Raw genomic sequence first — 19,521 nt, 5'->3', positions numbered from 1 at the left:
TAGTAAATTTAACCTGACGAAAAAAGACAGCAAAACTATCATGGGAGAGTCCGACCGGTACCAGGAATATAAAAAATTATCAAGCCGCAGCAGGTTTTCTTTTACGCTGGGGCAACCGGGTAATGCATTATTTGCTTTGGCGGCAATAAATATTATCGTATTTTTTTTAATCCTCCTCACCAGGGTTTTTTATCTGTCAACACACGAAGGTGGTAATATGGAAGTGCTGGCTTTTGATGCCATACATTGGGTGGCATTGCCGGCAAGCCTTACCGAACTAAGTAAAGCACCATGGACAGTTTTTACATTTATGTTTTCGCAGGGCGGAATTGTAGATACGTTTCCATTAATGCTTACCATGCTCAGCAGCATGCTTTGGTTATGGGCTTTTGGTTATATACTGCAGGATCTTTCGGGTAACCGGCTTATTTTTCCCATCTATATTTACGGCAGCATACTGGGGGCAGTCTTTTATATCACTGCAATGTATACTATTCCTGCATTCAGGTCGCATATCCCTACCTGGTACCTGGCGGGTTCGCAAACAGGTACAGCTGCACTGGCCGTAGCAGTAACTACACTATCGCCTAACTATCGCCTGTTCAGGCATCTCGGTAACGGAATTCCGGTTTGGGTTTTAACAGGCTTGTTTATTCTGATCAACCTTATTTACGCATTTTCTTTAACTGACGATGCCAGGAGCTTTGCTGTTTTAGGTAGTGGCCTGGCAGGCTTTTTATTTGTTATTTTATTAAGAAGAGGAAAAGATCTGAGCGCATGGCTGATCAATTTTTACGAATGGATCAGCACCGTATTTACACCCGGCAAAAAAAATAACGATAAAGGGGTGAGAGAAAAAGTATTTTACAATACCGGCAACCGGCAACCATATAACAAAACTGCCAACGTAACGCAGCAGCGCATCGACGAAATTTTAGATAAGATCAGCCAGCGTGGTTACCATTTTCTTACCGATGAAGAAAAAAACATTTTAAAAAGAGCTGCTGAAGAAGATCTGTAGTTAACTTTTCATTTGAAATTTTTCAGGGCACTAAACGTTATCTTTATGCTATGCCCAACAGCCTATTCCGCAGGTTAACAAAAAAGTTTTTCATTATCTCCAATATAATTTTGGCGGTATTGTTTTTATTGGGGTGCTATGGAGGCTTATTCAATCCGCAATACTGGTGGCCGTTTGGTTTTCTTACGCTGGCCGCATTTTACTTACTGCTTTTATTAATTGTTTTTATTATTTTCTGGTTTTTTGTAAAGCCCAAATGGTGTTTAATTTCATTCGTTGCAATTATACTGGCATACAAGCCCGTTACCCATATTATTCCTTTACGGTTTTCATCGTCATTTACGCAGCAAAAGCAGGCTGTTGCTATACGTATAATGAGCTGGAATGTGGAGCATTTTGATATCCTGGAACATAAATCACATCCCGAAATAAAGCAACAAATGCAGGACCTGGTAAACGATTACCAGCCCGATATTGCCTGCTTCCAGGAAATGGTGGGCAGCGATAGTGTACCCAACGCTATTAATTATGTTCCGGAAATGATGCAGCAAATGGGTATGCAATATTTTAACTACAGCTACAACCGTAAGGTTGATTTTGATGGCAATCATCACTTTGGCATTATCACCTTTTCAAAATATCCCATCATCAATAAACAAACCATCAGTTATTATCCTTACGACTATAACTCTATTTTTCAGTACACCGATATTGTAAAGGAGACCGATACTTTCAGGGTGTTTAATATCCACCTGCAATCATTAAAATTCAGCAACGATAATTTAAAATTTATCGATAATCCCGAAATAAAATCCGAACAGGATGTGGCGGAATCTAAAAACCTTATCTATAAACTCAGGATCGGCTTCTTAAAAAGAAAAACACAATCGGAGAGAATTAAGGAGGAGATGAATAAAAGCCCCTACCCGGTGATGGTATGTGGCGATTTTAACGATGTGCCTAATAGCTTTGCCTACACCACTATTGGCAAAGGCCTGCAAAATGCTTTTGCCGAAAAAGGAACCGGTATCGGCCGCACTTTTACCGGCATATCTCCTACCCTTCGTATCGACAATATATTTGTAAGCGATATTTTTTCTGTTGAGCAGTATACACGAATCAGCAAACGGCTAAGTGACCATTTTCCCATTTTTGCCGACATCCAATTAAAAAAATAATTGTATTTTTGATTTATCAGATGAACAAATTTGCTCCATATCATTTTTTCTGTTGCCCTTGGGCATAGTATAATATCTTTGTACCCCATCAACTACGGGGATGAATAAAAAATAGAAACTTTAATTTTAACGGGCTGAATACAGGTAAATACCATTGTTATTGGTATAATGCCTGAAAGTATTTTAAACGCTTGCTACAAAACATAAAATAATGGCATTAAAAATTTACAACTCCTATACACGACAAAAAGAAGAATTTAAATCTATCACTCCCGGCCATGTGGGCATGTATGTTTGCGGACCAACAGTAAGCGGCGAAAGCCACCTGGGCCACGCAAGGCCTTACATTACTTTTGATGTATTGTACCGTTACCTTACTTACAAAGGAAATAAAGTACGTTATGTTAGAAACATTACCGATGCCGGCCATTTTGAAGAAGAAGGAAGAGAAGCCGAAGATAAAATTTCTAAAAAAGCAGTTTTAGAAAGATTGGAACCCATGGAACTGGTACAGAAATATACCAACCTGTACCATTGGGCCATGAAGGAATTCAATTGTGTGGAACCCAGCATTGAGCCCACAGCAACCGGTCATATTGTAGAGCAGATCAATATGATTGAAAAGATCATTAAGGAAGGCTATGCTTATGAAGTAAACGGTTCAGTGTACTTCGATGTAAAAAAATATGCCGCCACACATGATTACGGTAAGCTGAGTGGCAGGGTAATTGACGATCTGTTAGAAACAACAAGGGAACTGGACGGCCAGGAGGAAAAAAGAGACCGGGCAGATTTTGCGCTCTGGAAACATGCCGCACCTGAGCATATCATGCGCTGGACAAGCCCCTGGGGCGAGGGCTTCCCGGGCTGGCATATTGAATGCTCGGCCATGGCAACAAAATACCTGGGCGCCGAGTTTGATATTCATGGCGGTGGTATGGACCTTCAGTTTCCGCACCACGAAAGTGAAATTGCACAAAGCACTATTTGCAACCACCACAGCCCGGTTAGGTACTGGATGCACAATAACATGATTACCATCAATGGAAAAAAAATGGGCAAGAGCTATAACAATGTTATTAAGCTTACCGAGTTATTTAGTGGTAACCATCCATTGCTTACGCAGGCTTTTCATCCCATGGTCATCAGGTTTTTTATCCTGCAAAGCCATTACCGCAGCCCGCTGGATTTTAGCAGCAGTGGCCTGGAGGCCAGTGAAAAAGCATTGAAAAGATTGTGGGAAGCCTATGAAGTGTTGAATAAACTTCAACCTACAGGTAATAATAGCGAAGCAGGTAATGCAGAACTTGAAGCCAATACCTTAAAGCTTGTAGCCGAATTTGAGGAATTTATGGATGATGATTTAAGCACAGCAAAAGTATTAGCCAACATGTTTGAGCTGGCGCCGGTAATCAATTCTATAAAAGACGGATTGATAAAGATTGATGCCATTTCATCAACCACGCTTTTAAAAATGCAGGCTGCATTCAAAACATATTTAGAAGATATTTTTGGATTGAAAGCAATGACAGCAAATAATAACGGTGCATTAAGCGGTGTAATGGACCTGCTGATAGAGATACGTAAAGAAGCGAAATCAAGAAAAGACTTCGCCACGTCTGATAAAATAAGAAACCAGTTAGGCGCTATGGGCATTAATTTAAAAGACGAAAAAGACGGCGGCGTAAGCTGGAGTGCTTAATTTTTTATAATGACGCTACATAATCAAACAGCTTTGATTATATTTGCAGCCTCAAATATGTTTTTGAGATAATAGCTCTTGCAATTTCGTTTACTGCAACCAACAGTAAAATGTTTTAAAATAATTTCTTTAGAAATAGAGAAAGGGCCTATAGCTCAGTTGGTTAGAGCACCTGACTCATAATCAGGGGGTCCCAGGATCGTGCCCTGGTGGGCCCACAAAATGCCCTCCCCAACTGGTTGGAGAGGGCATTTTCATTTTATACCATGGCAAATATCAAAAATATCATCTTCGATCTGGGCAATGTGTTGCTGGATATAGACTACAGCAAAACTATCCGGGCTTTTGAAGCATTGGGATTTGAAGATTTTAAAAGCAACTACTCTCCCTTAAAAATGGATCCGGTATTTGAAAACCTTGAAATGGGTACAATAACAGGAGAAGCTTTTTGCGACAAGATAAGATCCATCAGTAACAACCCCGTTACCAATGAACAGATAGAAACAGCCTGGAATGCATTATTTCTCAATTTCAGAACGGAAAGCCTTGCTTTTTTAGAAAAAATAGCTGCAGAATATAAACTGTATTTATTCAGTAATACCAATAGTATTCATCTCTCCGCTTTTAAAGCAATATTTACAAAAGATACCGGCAAACCCAGCCTGGATGCCTATTTTACCAGGGCTTACTATTCACACCTTATTGGTTTTCGTAAGCCTTATGCCAATGCTTATACATTTGTGCTGGAAGATGCAGGTATAAAGGCTGAAGAAACCTTGTTTATTGATGACCTGCCCAATAATATTGAAGGTGCCAAATCTGTTGGAATACATACACATTTGCTGCTGCCCCACGAAAGGGTAGAAAAACTATCATTTATTTAACCTGGGTTACTTCACTTCCTCAAACTCAATATAATCGTCGCTTTTAGGCTTGGTTGAAGCTGACTGGCTGGTAGTTGAAGTATACTGGCTCCTTTGCTGCTGTTTAGCCTGCTCATTCATATTGTGCTGCATTTCATTCACCTTTTGCTTCACCTGTTTGGTAGTTTGATAAACAGGAATAACGAAGTCGAAGATAAATTTATATGCCAGGTACAATATAAATAATTCAAATAATGCTTTTAACATAATAACACAAAGTTATTAAACTCACCAATGCAAGGCTGTTAAAATTTATGCCGGGTAAAATTCCTCTTTAAAAGGTTACCGGTCCTGCCTCAACACCTTACCGGAAAAAGTACAATATACCCCGGCACGAAAGCTTTTACAGCTACAGTTTGGCAGTTACATAGCTATTGCATATATTTGCACCGGACAATGACGCAAATGAAGGGAACGAGGATCGTTCCCTTCTTCTTTTACCATGACAGCGGAAACACAGATACAGACAGTAGAAAAATTAATTGCACCATTGCTGGTAGATGATATTTTTTTGGTGTCCATTAAAATAAAACCTACCAATAATTTTAAGATATACTTAGATGCAGATAGCGGTTTAGGTATTGAAAAGTGTATAAAAATTAACCGGGCATTGTATAAAGTGATGGAAGAAATGGGCTTGTATCCTGATGGGGATTTTTCCCTGGAAGTATCCAGCCCCGGAGTGGATGAGCCGCTGAAATTGTTGCGGCAGTATAAAAAAAATATCGGCAGAAATGTGGAAGTAACCACCAACGACGATGAAAAGAAAGAAGGCATTTTGAAAGAGGTTACTGATGAAGCGATAACCATCGAGTATACAGAAGGCAAAGGAAAAAAAGCAGTTGTAGTAAACCCGGTTATCAATTTCAACGATATTAAACAAACCAAAGTGCTGATTAAATTTTAATTATATAACAAAAACCCATACCGGCTGGGAAAGTAAAAGTGAGCCGGCGAGGAATATGGCAAGTATTAACTTAATCGACTCATTTCAGGAGTTTAAAGAAGCAGAAAACATTGATCGTCCAACGTTGATGAAAGTAATGGAAGATGTATTCAAAACACTGATTCGAAAAAAGTATGGTAGTGACGAGTGTTTTGATGTAATCGTAAATGATCAGAAGGGTGACCTGGAAATTTTCCGTCGCCGTACTATTGTTGACGATGATGATCTGTATAATACCCTTACTGAAATTGAGTACAAAGATGCCATTAAGATTGAGCCTGATTACCAGGTTGGTGAAGAGTTATACGAAGAAGTTGATATACAGAAAGAGTTTGGCCGTCGTGCTATTTTAGCCGGTAAGCAAACCCTTGCTGCACGTATCAACGACCTTAAGAAAAACATACTGGTTAAAAAATACGAAGACCGTGTAGGTGATATAGTTAGTGGTGAAGTGTACCAGGTTTGGAAAAAAGAAGTATTGTTACTGGATGAGGAAGGTAACGAAATGTTATTGCCTAAATCTGAACAGATACCAAGCGACTATTTCAAAAAAGGCGAAACTGTAAGAGGTGTTGTAAAAAAAGTTGAATTAAAAAATAACCAGGCGGTAATTATTATTTCAAGAACAAGTCCTTCATTCCTGGAAAAATTACTGGAAATAGAAGTACCGGAAATATTTGACGGCCTTATTGTGGTGAAGAAGATTGTACGTGATCCGGGAGAAAGAGCCAAAGTAGCTGTTGAAAGTTATGATGACAGGATTGATCCGGTAGGTGCCTGCGTAGGTATGAAAGGTAGCCGTATCCATGGTATTGTAAGAGAATTGAAAAATGAAAATATTGATGTAATTAACTGGACCGCTAACACGCAGTTATTAATTCAGCGTTCTTTAACGCCTGCTAAAATTACCAGCATGGATGTGGATATGGAAGCTAAGCATGCCAATGTTTATCTTAAACCAGACCAGGTTTCTTTAGCAATCGGCCGCAGGGGTGTTAATATTAAATTAGCTTGTGAATTAACCGGTTTTGAAATTGATGTATTCCGTGATAACGAAGGTGAAGTTGAAGAATTTGATATTGACCTGGATGAATTTACAGATGAAATTGAACCATGGGTAATTGAAGCGTTGAAAAAAGTGGGTTGCGATACCGGCCGTTCGGTTTTAGACCTTAGCGCAGAAGAACTGGAAAGAAGAACCGATCTTGAAAAAGAAACTATTGAAGATGTAAGAAGGATTTTGAAAGAAGAATTCAGTAAAGAATAATGAAAACCGGGCAAAGCGATATTGTTAGAGTAATATATTGGTTAAATCAAAACGATATGCCAATGAATTAGCACCAGTACAACGCTGTCTGATAATTTAGAAAAGCAAAAAGCACAGAATAAAACAAACGAATGTCAGAAGTAAATACACCAAGGTTGATGGCTGCGGCCAAAGAATTTAACATAGGAACGGCTACCCTTGTAGACTTTCTTGTGTCCAAAGGATTTAGTAGTGATGAATTAAAACCTACTTCAAAACTTTCGGAACCCATGTACCGTGTTTTGCAATCCGAATTTCAACAGGATAAGGCAGCAAAACAAAAAGCAGAACAGGTAGAACTATCAAAAGGATCGGCAGAACTGAAAAAGAAAAAAGACGAAGAAGATCTTTCTATAAAGAAAAAAGAAGCGGCTAAACCGAAGGCCGAAGAACCTAAGCCGGTTGAACCTGTAAAAGCTCCCGAACCCGAACCGGTGGTAGTTGAAGTTGTGGCAGAGAAAGAGAAAAAAGAAGAGGTAACCGCCAAGACTGAAGTAACAAAAATAGAAGCCCCCGAGCTTGAAGCACCAAAAGTGCTGGATAAAATAGACCTTGATGCTATAGATTCATCTACCAGGCCTAAAAAATCAACTAAGAAAAAAGAAGAGGAAGCTCCTAAAGCAGAAGAACCTAAACCTGCTGAAGCTAAAAAAGCTAAAAAACCTGCAGAACCGGTAAAAGAAGAACCCAGGGTGGTGGTTGCTCCCCCGGTTGCAGAACCAACCCCTCCGGTAGAAAATCTTGCGCCAATTATTGAGAATATCCAGGCAGATAAATTAACCGGACCAAAAATTCTGGGAAAAATTGAATTGCCTGTAGATAATGATACCAGGCCCAAAAGGGAAAGCGAAGACAAACGCAAGCGCAAACGCATCCCTATTGAAAAGAAAGGCGGCGGGCAACAGCAAGGAGGCGGTGGCGGTCAGCATCAGCAAGGGCAACAGGGCGGTGGCCAGCAACAACGTCCGCAGGGACAGGGCCACGGCGGACCACAACATGGCGGCGGACAGGGCCAGAATACTCAAAACAGGAGGCCTCAAGGCGGACCCGGACAAGGACAGGGCAGCCAGCAAGGTGGTGGCAACAGGTTTAACAGGGGCGGCAACACCGGTGGCGCACAAGGTGGCCGCAGAGAAGATAAAGTAATTGACGCTAAAGAAATTCAGGATAAATTAAGAGAAACACAGGCCAAACTGGCCGGTGCAGGTGGCAGGGGTAAGAGCCTGAAAGCAAAATACCGTAAAGCAAAAAGAGACGAACAGGCTGAAAATGTAGGTGGCGGCGAAGAAAGCAACAAACTGCAGGTAACAGAATTTATTTCTGTAAGTGAACTGGCTAACCTGATGGATGTAAGCTTTGCAGATGTGATCAGCAAGTGTATGAGCCTCGGCATTATGGTATCTATTAACCAGCGCCTGGAAGCCGATGTTATTGAACTGGTGGCCAGCGAATTTGGATACGATGTAGAATTTATCGGGGTAGATGATGCTGCAGAACTGGAAGTGGATGAAGAAGAGGACAACGAAGATGACCTGAAACCAAGAGCACCGATCGTTACCATCATGGGCCACGTAGATCATGGTAAAACATCTTTACTGGATTATATCAGGAATACCAACGTAATTGCCGGTGAGGCCGGGGGTATTACACAGCATATTGGTGCTTACGAAGTAACCCTGGCTAATGGCCGTGCCATTACTTTCTTGGATACACCGGGCCACGAAGCGTTTACCGCTATGAGGGCACGTGGTGCAAAAGTTACCGATATTGCAGTAATTGTGGTAGCAGCAGATGATGCTGTGATGCCGCAAACCAAAGAGGCCATCTCTCATGCACAGGCAGCTAACGTACCTATGATCTTTGCCATCAATAAAGTGGATAAAGATGGTGCTAACCCTGAAAAAATTAAAGAACAATTGTCTACAATGAACATCCTGGTAGAAAGCTGGGGTGGTAAATACCAGAGCCAGGAGATCAGTGCAAGAAAAGGTTTGAATATCGATTTATTACTGGAAAAGATATTGCTGGAAACAGATATACTGGAACTAAAGGCCAACCCTGAAAAAGTGGCCAACGGAACTGTAATTGAAGCTTCGCTGGATAAAGGCCGTGGATATGTGGCTACAATACTGGTACAAAACGGTACCCTTCACCAGGGTGATATGATCGTTTCCGGTCAGAACTTTGGTAAGGTAAAAGCCATGTACAACGAGCGTAACCAGCGTATTGAAACTGCTCCGCCATCTACCCCGGTATTAATACTGGGACTGAACGGTGCGCCGCAGGCGGGTGAAACCTTTAAGGTATTTGCCGACGAAGCAGATGCAAGAGAAACCGCTTATAAACGTGGGCAAATTTTGCGTGAACAAGGTATGAGGGCTAAAAAACACATTACCCTTGATGAGATCGGACGTCGTTTGGCATTGGGCAACTTTAAGGAACTGAATGTAATTATTAAAGGTGATGTGGATGGATCGGTAGAAGCATTGAGTGATAGTTTACAAAAATTAAGTACCGAAGAAATTGTGGTACGTGTAATTCATAAGGCCGTGGGTGCCATCAGCGAAAGTGATGTTACTTTGGCTAACGCATCAGATGCTATCATCATTGGTTTTAACGTACGCCCTTCAATACAGGCTGCCCGTTTAGCTGAGAATGAAGCGATCCAGATCAAACTGTACTCTATTATTTACAACGCTATTGAAGAGATCAAGAGCGCCATGGAAGGTATGCTTGAACCAACGGTGGAAGAGAAAATACTGGGTAATGTGGAGATCAGGGAAACTTACCGCTTTGACAAAGCTACCGTTGCCGGCTGTTTTGTACTGGATGGTAAAATTGCCCGTAACAACCGCATCCGCCTGGTACGTGATGGTATTGTGATCTTTACCGGCGAACTGCAAAGCTTAAAACGCTTCAGGGACGATGCTAAAGAAGTAACCAGCAGTATGGAGTGCGGTTTAACCATTAAAAACTACAATGACATTAAAGTAGGTGATATCGTGGAAGCATTTGAAGAAGTGGAAGTAAAGAGAACATTGTAACCAGCCGTAAGGGTAAAGCCACAAGGGGTTACTATTCAACTTGATATTTTTCTCCCTTGAGGCTACTCTCCTTGAGGTGCTTTCTTCCTGCTCTCTCCAAACATTTGTTAAATAAACTATTAAAAGGAGCCTGCATTAAAAGGCTCCTTACTTTTGAAAATATATTGATACGCATGAAAAAAAGTTACGCATTTATCATTGCTGCATTGCTGATGTTTACTTCAGCTATAGCACAACCACCGGTATCACAAGCTAAAAGAGTAGTAGCCGATAAGATCATTGCCGTGGTGGGAGATAAAATTGTTTTGAAAAGTGATATCGACAACAGCCTTGCCGATATGCAGCGCCAGGGTGTGGAAGTACCCGCAAATGCCTATTGCCTTACTTTAGAGCAAGCCATGGGTATTAAAGCATTGGTATTGCAGGCCGAAAAAGATTCTTTGCCTATTACCGAAGAAGAAATTGAGACCGATATCGACAACCGTATCCGTAATTACATCAGCCAGTTTGGTTCAAAAGATGAGCTGGAAAGAATCGCCGGTAAATCGGTATACCAGTTAAAAGAAGATTTTAAAGAAGGTATCAGGGACCAGAAGTTATCCCAGGCCATGCGTAACAAAGTGGTGCAGGATATTCGCATAACACCAAAAGAAGTACAGGAATATTTTAATAAGATACCCACCGACAGTTTACCACTATACGAAACTGAAGTGGAAGTGGGCCAGATTGTTGTTTTTCCCAAAGCCAGCCGTGAGGCAGAAGAATACGCTGTGGAGCAGTTAAAAGAGTATAAAGAACAGATTGAAACTAAAAAGAAAGACTTCTGTACTATTGCTAATAATTACACAGAAGACCCGGGAAGTAAAGATAAATGCGGACAGTATGAAATTAACCGGACGCAAAAAAATCTTGATCCTACCTGGTTATCAAAAGCGTTTTCTTTAAAAGAAGGACAGATATCAACCCCTTTTAAATCAAAATTCGGGTATCATATCATACAAATGGTAAGCCGGTCCGGCGATGACGCAGTAGTAAGGCACATCCTTAAAATACCGCAGGTTACTAAAATTGAAATTAAAGAAACACAGGAAAAACTGGATTCAGTAAGATCAAAATTAATTGCCGGTACCATGCAGTTTGGCGAAGCAGTCAGTAAATACAGTAACGACGATGAAAGCAAGTTTACTGCAGGTATGAAACAAGGCCCTAACGGTGGCTTTTTAACTATTGACCAGCTGGATAAGGATATGGTAGTGATGCTTAAAGACCTGAAAGTAGGACAATACTCCCAACCAGTTGAATACACCGACGAAAGCGGAAAAAAAGGGGTTCGTATCGTGTATTTAAAATCTAAAACAGAACCACACCGCGAAAACCTGAAAGATGATTACAACAGGATTGCCACCAGGGCACTGGAAGAAAAAAAGAACGATGCACTGGATGCCTGGTTTACTAAAAAGATCCCTACCTACTTTATAATGGTGGATGATGAATACAAAAGCTGCCCTGAAATGAAAAAATGGACAGCTTCGGCAAACATGGCTATAAAAAACTAATTACACCGCATTTAAATATAAAAAGCGTTCCCTCCAACTTGTTGGAGGGAACGCTTTACTTTTGTACCTGAACCTAAATTAAAGTCACGGTTATAACGGGTATACTATTCACAGAAATAAAGCATTGTATTTGATCTGTGTAATCTGTGGCAAAAAACATCCTCCTCAGGGGATGATATTTATAAAAACCTGTAGTTAAACTATAAACATTGATAGAAAAAAAGCAATTATTTACACACGAAGAAAATGCCATTTTAGTGGGCCTGGTGTATAAGGAACAAACCGAAATACAGGTAAACGAGTACCTGGACGAACTCACTTTTCTGGCGGAGACAGCCGGAGCAACCACCGTAAAACGATTTACACAAAAACTACCACATCCTGATAGCAAAACTTTTGTGGGTAAAGGAAAGCTGGAAGAGATCAAACAATTTATATTGTTGAAAGGCAATATCAATATTGTAATATTTGATGATGAACTAACGGGTTCCCAGATTCAGAACATCGAAAAAGAACTGAATGTAAAAACCATCGACCGCAGCGACCTGATACTCGATATTTTTGCCAGTCGTGCAAAAACAGCACAGGCCAAAACACAGGTAGAACTGGCGCAGTACCAATACATTTTGCCCCGCCTTAAAGGTATGTGGAAGCACCTGGAACGCCAGGGTGGCGGTGTGGGAACAAGAGGCCCCGGTGAAACTGAAATTGAAACCGACAGGCGTATTGTAAAAGATAAAATAGGCTTATTACGCAAACGGCTGGCCGAAATAGATAAACAGTCTTTTACACAACGAAAAGACAGGGGTGAATTTATACGTGTGGCATTGGTAGGCTATACCAATGTAGGCAAATCTACCCTGATGAATTTACTGAGTAAGAGTGAAGTATTTGCCGAAAATAAATTATTTGCTACGCTGGATACCACCACCCGTAAAGTAGTATTTGAGCAAACCCCTTTTCTGCTAAGCGATACTGTGGGGTTCATCAGGAAACTGCCGCATCATTTGGTAGAGAGCTTTAAAAGCACTTTAGATGAAGTAAGGGAAGCCGACGTATTACTGCATGTGGTAGACATTTCTCATCCGCAGTACGAAGAGCAGATTGCCGTGGTAAATCACACTTTGGCCGAATTAAAAATTGCCGAAAAGCCCACCATTACCATATTTAATAAAATGGATAAGTATGAGGCAGAGGCCTTTGACCAATGGCTGGAAGCAGATGTAAAAAAAGAGATCCTCAACGATCTAAAACAGCGCTGGCAGATTGAAACCAAGGGTAACTGTGTATTTGTATCCGCCATAGAAAAAACAAATATTGACGCACTGCGGCAAACCATATTAAACACAGTAAGGGATGTATACCGTATTAGATATCCGTATAAAGCAGAATTTTTTTATTAAAATACGATCAGCCACGGATTTCACAGATTTACACGGATAAAATGCATTTATATTAATCAGTGAAAACCTGTGTAATCACCGGCAAAAACTATTTGACGAAGGCAAATTACTGAGTGGATACAAACAAAAAATACACCTGGCATAAAATAGCCGACTCTGTAGCTGAAATTAATTTTTCTGCAACAGGCCTGGCCGTGGTAGAGGTAAATAGCAGAACCATTTGCGTAGCACAGCATAAAGAGCAGCTTTTTGCCTGCACCCACAAATGCCCCCATGCCGGCGGATTTATGGCCGATGGCTATATTGATGCGCTCGGAAATATCGTTTGCCCCCTGCACCGCTATAAATTCAGTTTACAAAACGGTCGCAACACCAGTGGTGAGGGATATTTTTTAAAGACTTTTCCTGTAGAAATAAGAAATGAGGGGGTTTTTGCAGGTTTTCCGGAAAATAACCTGTTCGGTTGGCTGAAATAATTGCTTTTATTTTTTTTACAAAAGCTAAAATGCATTACTTTTGCCGTCCCTTAAAAGGCAAATTCCTCCTTAGCTCAGTTGGTTAGAGCATCTGACTGTTAATCAGAGGGTCGTTGGTTCAAGTCCAACAGGGGGAGCAAATGAAAATCAAAAGGTTACAAAAATTGTAGCCTTTTCTTTTTTTACCCCTCCGACACATTTCCGACACAACGCAAATTTTAGGTCTCATTTTTCAAACTTTTTACCCATATCCTTTAAAATATTAAAAAGCTTTTCAATACCTTAGTGCTAAATTAATTAGTATGTGCAATTTCATGGGAGTACGGGTTACAAGATTACAATTTGTAAAGCTTAAACAACTTGAAAAAGAATTAGGTACACTTGCCGCAATGAAGGAATTGGAAATTATGAAAGATGGTTTCAGGTACAGTAATTCTTTGATTATTAGGAAAGCACCGGAAAAGGAGGATATTGAAATAATAGCGGCACATTGGGAATTTATTCCAGCATGGATAAAAAACATGGATGAAGTAAAAGCAGCCAGGAAACAGGGCATACCCTGGCTTAATGCAACAAGTGAAAAGCTATTAGATAGTAAGATGTTTAGACCGGCAGCATTGAAACGCCGCTGTTTAGTTTTAGCTACCCACTTTTATGAATGGCGGCACTACCAACCAGATGGAGCAAAGAAACCAATTGCTTTCCCGTACCTAATAGAGCCTATAGACAGAACATACTTTTATTTGGCAACCGTGGACGGATAAGGAAACAGGGGAAACTATGGACACGTTTGCAATTGTTACAACCAAAGCAAATGAATTAATGGCAGCGGTACATAATACTAAAAAACGTATGCCGACTATCTTGCCGGAAGAATTGGCGTATGAGTGGATAATGGATGATTTAACAGAGGATCGAATAAAAGAGTTAGCAGCATATCAATTGCCCTCGGAACAACTTGCGGCGTATTCAATAGCTAAGGAATTTAAAATATTGGAAGACCCCACAGTAGAATATGAATATGAGGATTTACCAGCATTAGATATTGCTTTATGAATGAATGGGAATTAAATATTGAATACAATTTAAAACCTTATAAATTAAAAGCCGAATTAGAGTACCACAGCGCACAGATCATGCGAATACGAGTACATGGCATAAAATCAAGCATACTTCTTGAAAATAACTATCCCATCCTTAGACTGGCTAAGAATAAGCGAGGCATTCAATGGAAGATTAGAGAAGGCTCAATGGGAGAAGGAACAGAAAAAACTGCACGGTTATTAACTACAATAATGGAATATTTAGAAAGTCTATTGAAAAAAGATTATCCCTAGTTTTAAAAAATTCACTGAACTACGGTTACCAGCATTTTTTTTATACTAAGTTATTAAGCATAAACCTTTAACAAACAGTTTAAAAATAAATTTGATATTTAGTACGGTTTTTGTACCTTACCTTTCTCTAAGCACCTTACCTTTGCGCACCATTTAATAAAATTTTAATAAAACGTAATGTACAATCCTAACCAAATAGCAGACTATTTTCTATCAAAAATTGATGGTGAAAAGGGAGATACAATTTCGCCTTTGAAACTTCAAAAGTTAGTGTATTATGCCCAAGCTTGGCACTACACTATTTTTGACACCCCTTTATTTGATGAGAAAATTGAAGCTTGGGTAAACGGCCCCGTTGTGCCTTCTTTATATAAAAGGTTTGTTGCTACGCATACAAAACATAGTATTATAGATGTTGAAAATATGGCTCTTTCAGTCCCAGAGTTTGAGCCAAATACTAAGGTATTACTCGACGAAATTTACCGTATTTACGGTGAAAGGTCTGCGTCTTATTTAGAAAATCTTACGCATAGCGAACAACCTTGGATAAAAGCTAGGGGTATCTTACCTCCATTTGCTTCATGCAAGGATGAAATCACACTCGCATCTATGAAAGAATATTATTCTCCTTTAAGGAATGCAGCCAAAGCATAAGCAAAAGAGTTCAGTTCCTCAGGCTGGCGCTACGCTTGAAGCCACAACACAGTATATTAACAAAATTGCTGCTTTAACTGTATTTGAAGAGGATTCTGATAATGCGCCAGTATTTGTTTCTATAAGGTATCTATACCATGAATTTCAATGTTTTTCTATCTGGCATCCTGACGAAATGAAAGCATTTTGGGAATTTATACGTAAAGTTCATCAGTATACTTGGACAATGCTAAAACAGTCTGGTGGCAAAGGGGAAAATAAAGCTGGCATGGGTTTTACTCCAATACCTGTTGGCAGTTATCCTGCAAATCTTACAACTGATATTGAGCCAGATTCAAAACTTTTTGAATTAAGAGTAACACAAAGGGCGAGGGTACATTGTTTCAGAGCGAAAAGTATCTGTTATTTATATCTTTTAGATAAAGATCATAGCATATTCCCATAAAAAAAGCTACAGGGTAATCCGTAGCTCCAACTGTATACAGTCTGTAAAATTTACTTATCAAAAGTATTATTTCATTATTAAATTTCAATGGGGAAAACAACAGAATAAGGAGTTTTTCTTCTTTTCAGTTTTATGCCCCAAAGTCCGCTGCAGATTATTGTTCTGCACAGAGGCCCAACTTGCACAAAACCCCATGTTACCTGCTGGGCTTCTTTGCTTCGATGTCAATGCCGTTTATTTTTGTCATTATGTTGTCGGTCTGTGTCAAAGCAACTATAATTTTTTGATAGTGTAAAATGTCGTCAAATTCAAGTGTCCTTTCTTTTCTGTCTTTGAGCCATTTTTGTGCAGGTTGATAACCGCCAATAAAAAATGTCCACGCCACTTCGGGTACATTGTCAAAATATTGAGTGTCGTTTATAAATACTTTTCCGTTTTCGTATTTTGGTTTTGTAACTACGTTGTCTCCGTCAATAGGATATTGCGTAATGTACTTTTCAACTATTGGGCTTTCCAATAAATGTATTTGTCTAATCTCTGCACCCAAAGCAACCAACTGCCAAAATGTTTTTTCGTCTGTCGGATATGGAATTCTTGGGAAGTCTATTTTTAAAAACTCTTTATATTTTTCTCTGTAAGTTGGCGAATGTAAAACCGCATAGATGTAATCCAAAATGTCTATTGGTGCAAATGTTCCTTTTGTAGTTTCTTTTTCTATTGTAAAAGTTAAGCCTATTTTTTTTGCTATTTGGTTTACTATTTCTGTGTTTAAGTTTGGTCGTCTATCATTGTTTTGGTCAATAGTTTGTTGGGCGTTGTTTTCTGGGTAGAGGTAGAGAGGAAAGATTTGATTTGCTTCTCTACTAGTAGTGGACATAACGCAATCATTCGCGGGTAAATTTGAGATAAAACAATGGCGGAACCCTTCAATAGCTTGTTGTTTAGAATTCAATAAACATATATTATCCCTATTTAAAACGTGTTGTAATATTTCTTTTCTTGGTCTATCACAAATGGATTTATTTAGAATTGCAAACTGATTATCAAATGGTCTATAAGTTGTTAATGAAACATAGCTTTTTAAATTTTTTTCATTTTTTAGGACTGCTCTTTGATTTTTTAAAATCCAATCATTTGACTCATTAATATCGTACTTGCTCTTTAATAAACTATCATCTATGTTTCCATCTACAAAGTCATTTATTCTGTCATTTAATTTTTTTAGGTTAGTATCAACAGCAAATTTATCCCTATGAGTTTGATAGCCTAATACATTAATTTTCATTAAATCATTTAGCTTAAATCCTTTAGCATACTTTAATTGCAAATCATTATTTTTAGGAACAAAAAAATAATTGGGAGAGCTGTTTTTTATTTCATTGAAATCTATTTTTTTAAGTAAGTTATCAGAAAGAAAATCATACTTCATTTCTCTTTTTCCAAATAAATCATAATGAAAAACTTTTCCTAATTCATTTGTTTTTTTATTTCCTGTTTTTACAAAGATGTTTATTGAAACGCCTTGCATTATGTCAAACACATTTGTGTCAGTACTTCCATCTGGGCTAGTTTCTTTTTTCTTGGCATTGCCGTGCAAGTCTATCGTATAAATTTTATCGTAAGTTTTTAATAAATTCCAACGCATACCTCTAAAAGTTGGATTATCTAAATAGCCGTGGGGATTAATAAAAGCCAAAACGCCAGTTCCATTTTTTTCAATAAAATGCTGCCCGTAACGCAAAAACTTTACATAGTCATCGTTTATCCATTTTGGGTTTCTTTCTTTTAATTTTTCTTTACCTCCTGGTTCTTTTTTATAGTCTTCCATCAGCTTCATAATCCACTCGCCTTTGTTGGCACTTTCTCCGCTGTATGGTGGGTTGCCAATAACACACATTACTGGTGCATCTCTTTTTATATGGTTTGCTTCGTTGGCTTCGGTGCTAAGCCAATTTGCAAAAAGTGTTCCTGTGTCGGGGTGGCTTTCTTCAAGGCTGTTGGTAAGGTAAACTCTTAGGCGTTGACCTCCCCCAGCCCCTCCAAAGGATGGGAGCGTTGGTTTGTAACCTGTTTCAGTTAGTAACAAATCTAACTGCAAATGTGCCATTGCATAACTTGCCATTAGCAATTCAAAACCATTAAGGCGTGGCAATAAATGAGCTTCTACATACTTACTCCAAATGCCTTGCTGTCCTTCAAATTTTTTGTGAATTAGTTTTACCACTTCTGCTAAAAAAGTTCCTGTTCCTGTGGCTGGGTCAAGTATTTGCACTCGGTGTACTTCTTCTTCAACGGTTCGTACATTGTTTGTGTAACGTTTGTCGGTGGCTTGTAAGTTTACTTTTATTTTTGTTTTGCTGTTGTCTGCAAGTCCCTGTGGTAGGTTAAATTCTGTTTTTAAAATGTCGTCAACGGCTCTAACTATAAAATTTACAACTGGTGCAGGTGTGTACCAAACGCCTCTTGCTTTTCTTAATTTGGGGTCGTACTCACTTAAAAAAGTTTCATAAAAATGGATAATTGGGTCTTCCATTTTTGTTGTCTTGCCGTAGTTTTTTAAAATCTCTTCTACGTTGCAAGCCAAAAATATTTCTACCAAACTATCTACCACCCATTTAATACGGTCGTCAATATCTGGCCCTGCTATGTAGCCAAACAGTTTGCGTAAAAATGGATTTGATTTAGGAATTAATTCAGCCGCTTCTTGTCTGCTAAAAGTGGGCAAAGTTGCATCGTGCAATCGGGCTGCAAACATTCCATAAGCAATAGTTTGAGCATATACATCTGCAAAACCTTTTGGGGTAATGTCGTGAATGAGAATATTCTTAAAGGCATTCATTTGGTCTTTAAGTGTACTATCTTCTTTGTTTGCTTCGTCTGTAGTTAAAGCCTTTTCAATAATATCAGAAAGAAGGCGGGCTTTGCCCGCCATCATTTCTGCTAATTTTTTTGAGCTTTTTATGGTTTGTCCTATGTGAGAACAGAAGTCTTTTATTAGGTTTTCAAAAGTTGCAAAGTTTTGAGGTAAAGCAATTATTCCTTTGTCTGTAATTTCTGCAATAGCAATTTTGGTCACAAACTGTCCGTCTATGTAAAGATGAAAGTCTAAATAGTCGGTAAAAAATAAATTGTTTAGCGATGCTTTGTAACGGTCAAACTGTTCTTTGTTTCCTGTTTTCTTTAATCCTGCAAGGTCTTTGTCGCCAATGTCTTTGGCTTCGATAAAACCAACAGGAATATCTTTTTTGGTTAAAATATAATCGGGTGCACCACAATCTTGTCTTTTGGGTTCGTTGGTGGCTCGTATGTTGGGTACTAAACTTTCAATAAGTGTCTGCAAGTCGCCACGAAAAGTATGTTCGGTTGCATTTCCTAATTTGTATCGTTGGTTTAGGTTGTCAATGTATTGCTGTATCGTCATTTATTAATTGTCAAAATTTGTCTGGCGAATATACAAATTATAAGCGTTGTTGATATAGGTCCAGTGTGTCCAATAGCCTTGAAGGTAAAGGGCAGGTATTTGCAAAGGC

15 protein-coding genes, 2 tRNA genes and 1 pseudogene are annotated in these 19,521 nt (G+C 39.1%); 16 read left to right on the top strand and 2 right to left on the bottom strand.

From position 1 onward, the window contains the following. Positions 1-40: 40 nt before the first annotated feature. The 5 genes from ACYVM0_RS26015 (at position 41) to ACYVM0_RS25995 (ending at position 4,785) form a co-directional block, all read left to right on the top strand. On the top strand, positions 41-1,021 hold the full coding sequence (locus ACYVM0_RS26015) for a DUF6576 domain-containing protein (RefSeq protein ID WP_460562220.1): 981 nt from the start codon (positions 41-43) through the stop codon (positions 1,019-1,021). A 110-nt stretch (positions 1,022-1,131) separates the two neighbouring features. Further along, positions 1,132-2,199 (top strand): endonuclease/exonuclease/phosphatase family protein, encoded by a 1,068-nt coding sequence (locus ACYVM0_RS26010; protein ID WP_460562218.1) that lies wholly within the window; start codon positions 1,132-1,134, stop codon positions 2,197-2,199. A gap of 211 nt (positions 2,200-2,410) precedes the next feature. After that, positions 2,411-3,901, top strand: coding sequence for a cysteine--tRNA ligase (cysS, locus tag ACYVM0_RS26005; protein WP_460562216.1), 1,491 nt, complete (start codon positions 2,411-2,413; stop codon positions 3,899-3,901). Positions 3,902-4,045: 144 nt separating this feature from the next. Continuing rightward, positions 4,046-4,119 (top strand) — tRNA-Ile (locus ACYVM0_RS26000). A gap of 48 nt (positions 4,120-4,167) precedes the next feature. Continuing rightward, positions 4,168-4,785, top strand: coding sequence for an HAD family hydrolase (locus ACYVM0_RS25995; RefSeq protein ID WP_460562214.1), 618 nt, complete (start codon positions 4,168-4,170; stop codon positions 4,783-4,785). Positions 4,786-4,791: 6 nt separating this feature from the next. On the opposite strand, the gene ACYVM0_RS25990 is transcribed toward ACYVM0_RS25995, so the two are convergent. Further along, on the bottom strand, positions 4,792-5,031 hold the full coding sequence (locus ACYVM0_RS25990; protein ID WP_460562212.1) for a hypothetical protein: 240 nt from the start codon (positions 5,029-5,031) through the stop codon (positions 4,792-4,794). A gap of 235 nt (positions 5,032-5,266) precedes the next feature. On the opposite strand from ACYVM0_RS25990, the gene ACYVM0_RS25985 reads away from it, so the two are divergent. From ACYVM0_RS25985 to ACYVM0_RS25935, 11 genes and pseudogenes are all read left to right on the top strand, one after another. Further along, positions 5,267-5,731, top strand: coding sequence for a ribosome maturation factor RimP (locus ACYVM0_RS25985; RefSeq protein WP_460562210.1), 465 nt, complete (start codon positions 5,267-5,269; stop codon positions 5,729-5,731). 55 nt (positions 5,732-5,786) lie between these two features. After that, entirely contained in the window at positions 5,787-7,037 is a 1,251-nt protein-coding gene (gene nusA, locus ACYVM0_RS25980) for a transcription termination/antitermination protein NusA (RefSeq protein ID WP_460562209.1), read from the top strand. Positions 7,038-7,168: 131 nt separating this feature from the next. After that, the gene (gene infB, locus ACYVM0_RS25975; protein ID WP_460562207.1) at positions 7,169-10,120 is read left to right on the top strand and encodes a translation initiation factor IF-2; all 2,952 of its coding nucleotides are present in this window, start codon (positions 7,169-7,171) and stop codon (positions 10,118-10,120) included. Between the two features lie 173 nt (positions 10,121-10,293). Beyond that, positions 10,294-11,676, top strand: a complete 1,383-nt coding sequence (locus tag ACYVM0_RS25970) for a peptidylprolyl isomerase (RefSeq protein ID WP_460562205.1) — start codon at positions 10,294-10,296, stop codon at positions 11,674-11,676. Between the two features lie 209 nt (positions 11,677-11,885). Then, positions 11,886-13,079, top strand: coding sequence for an HflX GTPase family protein (gene hflX / locus ACYVM0_RS25965; protein WP_460562203.1), 1,194 nt, complete (start codon positions 11,886-11,888; stop codon positions 13,077-13,079). A 113-nt stretch (positions 13,080-13,192) separates the two neighbouring features. Further along, positions 13,193-13,555 (top strand): Rieske (2Fe-2S) protein, encoded by a 363-nt coding sequence (locus ACYVM0_RS25960; RefSeq protein ID WP_460562201.1) that lies wholly within the window; start codon positions 13,193-13,195, stop codon positions 13,553-13,555. 63 nt (positions 13,556-13,618) lie between these two features. Then, positions 13,619-13,692, top strand: a tRNA-Asn gene (locus ACYVM0_RS25955). A 165-nt stretch (positions 13,693-13,857) separates the two neighbouring features. Then, positions 13,858-14,611: pseudogene (locus tag ACYVM0_RS25950) on the top strand (SOS response-associated peptidase). Further along, positions 14,608-14,892: a hypothetical protein gene (locus ACYVM0_RS25945; RefSeq protein WP_460562200.1), complete on the top strand. Its 285-nt coding sequence runs from the start codon at positions 14,608-14,610 to the stop codon at positions 14,890-14,892. The pseudogene ACYVM0_RS25950 and the gene ACYVM0_RS25945 overlap by 4 nt, the downstream one beginning before the upstream one ends. A 177-nt stretch (positions 14,893-15,069) precedes the next feature. Continuing rightward, positions 15,070-15,546: a Panacea domain-containing protein gene (locus ACYVM0_RS25940; RefSeq protein ID WP_460562198.1), complete on the top strand. Its 477-nt coding sequence runs from the start codon at positions 15,070-15,072 to the stop codon at positions 15,544-15,546. Beyond that, positions 15,530-15,991 carry a hypothetical protein gene (locus ACYVM0_RS25935; protein WP_460562196.1) on the top strand — a complete coding sequence of 154 codons (462 nt, stop codon included), beginning with the start codon at positions 15,530-15,532 and terminating at the stop codon, positions 15,989-15,991. The genes ACYVM0_RS25940 and ACYVM0_RS25935 overlap by 17 nt, the downstream gene beginning before the upstream one ends. Positions 15,992-16,187: 196 nt before the next feature. Here ACYVM0_RS25935 and ACYVM0_RS25930 read toward each other — a convergent pair whose 3' ends face one another. Further along, entirely contained in the window at positions 16,188-19,412 is a 3,225-nt protein-coding gene (locus tag ACYVM0_RS25930) for a type ISP restriction/modification enzyme (protein WP_460562194.1), read from the bottom strand. Positions 19,413-19,521: the final 109 nt, after the last annotated feature.

Source organism: Ferruginibacter profundus, from assembly GCF_054783275.1.
This window is presented reverse-complemented; position numbering and strand designations above follow the sequence as displayed.

What these genes read in the sequence shown, in the direction of transcription:
- ACYVM0_RS26015 (WP_460562220.1), top strand. Translation starts at nt 41, where the DNA reads ATGGGAGAGTCCGACCGGTACCAGGAATATAAAAAATTATCAAGCCGC.
- cysS (WP_460562216.1), top strand. Translation starts at nt 2,411, where the DNA reads ATGGCATTAAAAATTTACAACTCCTATACACGACAAAAAGAAGAATTT.
- ACYVM0_RS25995 (WP_460562214.1), top strand. Translation starts at nt 4,168, where the DNA reads ATGGCAAATATCAAAAATATCATCTTCGATCTGGGCAATGTGTTGCTG.
- ACYVM0_RS25990 (WP_460562212.1), bottom strand. Translation starts at nt 5,031, where the DNA reads ATGTTAAAAGCATTATTTGAATTATTTATATTGTACCTGGCATATAAA.
- ACYVM0_RS25985 (WP_460562210.1), top strand. Translation starts at nt 5,267, where the DNA reads ATGACAGCGGAAACACAGATACAGACAGTAGAAAAATTAATTGCACCA.
- nusA (WP_460562209.1), top strand. Translation starts at nt 5,787, where the DNA reads ATGGCAAGTATTAACTTAATCGACTCATTTCAGGAGTTTAAAGAAGCA.
- infB (WP_460562207.1), top strand. Translation starts at nt 7,169, where the DNA reads ATGTCAGAAGTAAATACACCAAGGTTGATGGCTGCGGCCAAAGAATTT.
- ACYVM0_RS25970 (WP_460562205.1), top strand. Translation starts at nt 10,294, where the DNA reads ATGAAAAAAAGTTACGCATTTATCATTGCTGCATTGCTGATGTTTACT.
- ACYVM0_RS25945 (WP_460562200.1), top strand. Translation starts at nt 14,608, where the DNA reads ATGAATGAATGGGAATTAAATATTGAATACAATTTAAAACCTTATAAA.
- ACYVM0_RS25940 (WP_460562198.1), top strand. Translation starts at nt 15,070, where the DNA reads ATGTACAATCCTAACCAAATAGCAGACTATTTTCTATCAAAAATTGAT.
- ACYVM0_RS25935 (WP_460562196.1), top strand. Translation starts at nt 15,530, where the DNA reads ATGCAGCCAAAGCATAAGCAAAAGAGTTCAGTTCCTCAGGCTGGCGCT.
- ACYVM0_RS25930 (WP_460562194.1), bottom strand. Translation starts at nt 19,412, where the DNA reads ATGACGATACAGCAATACATTGACAACCTAAACCAACGATACAAATTA.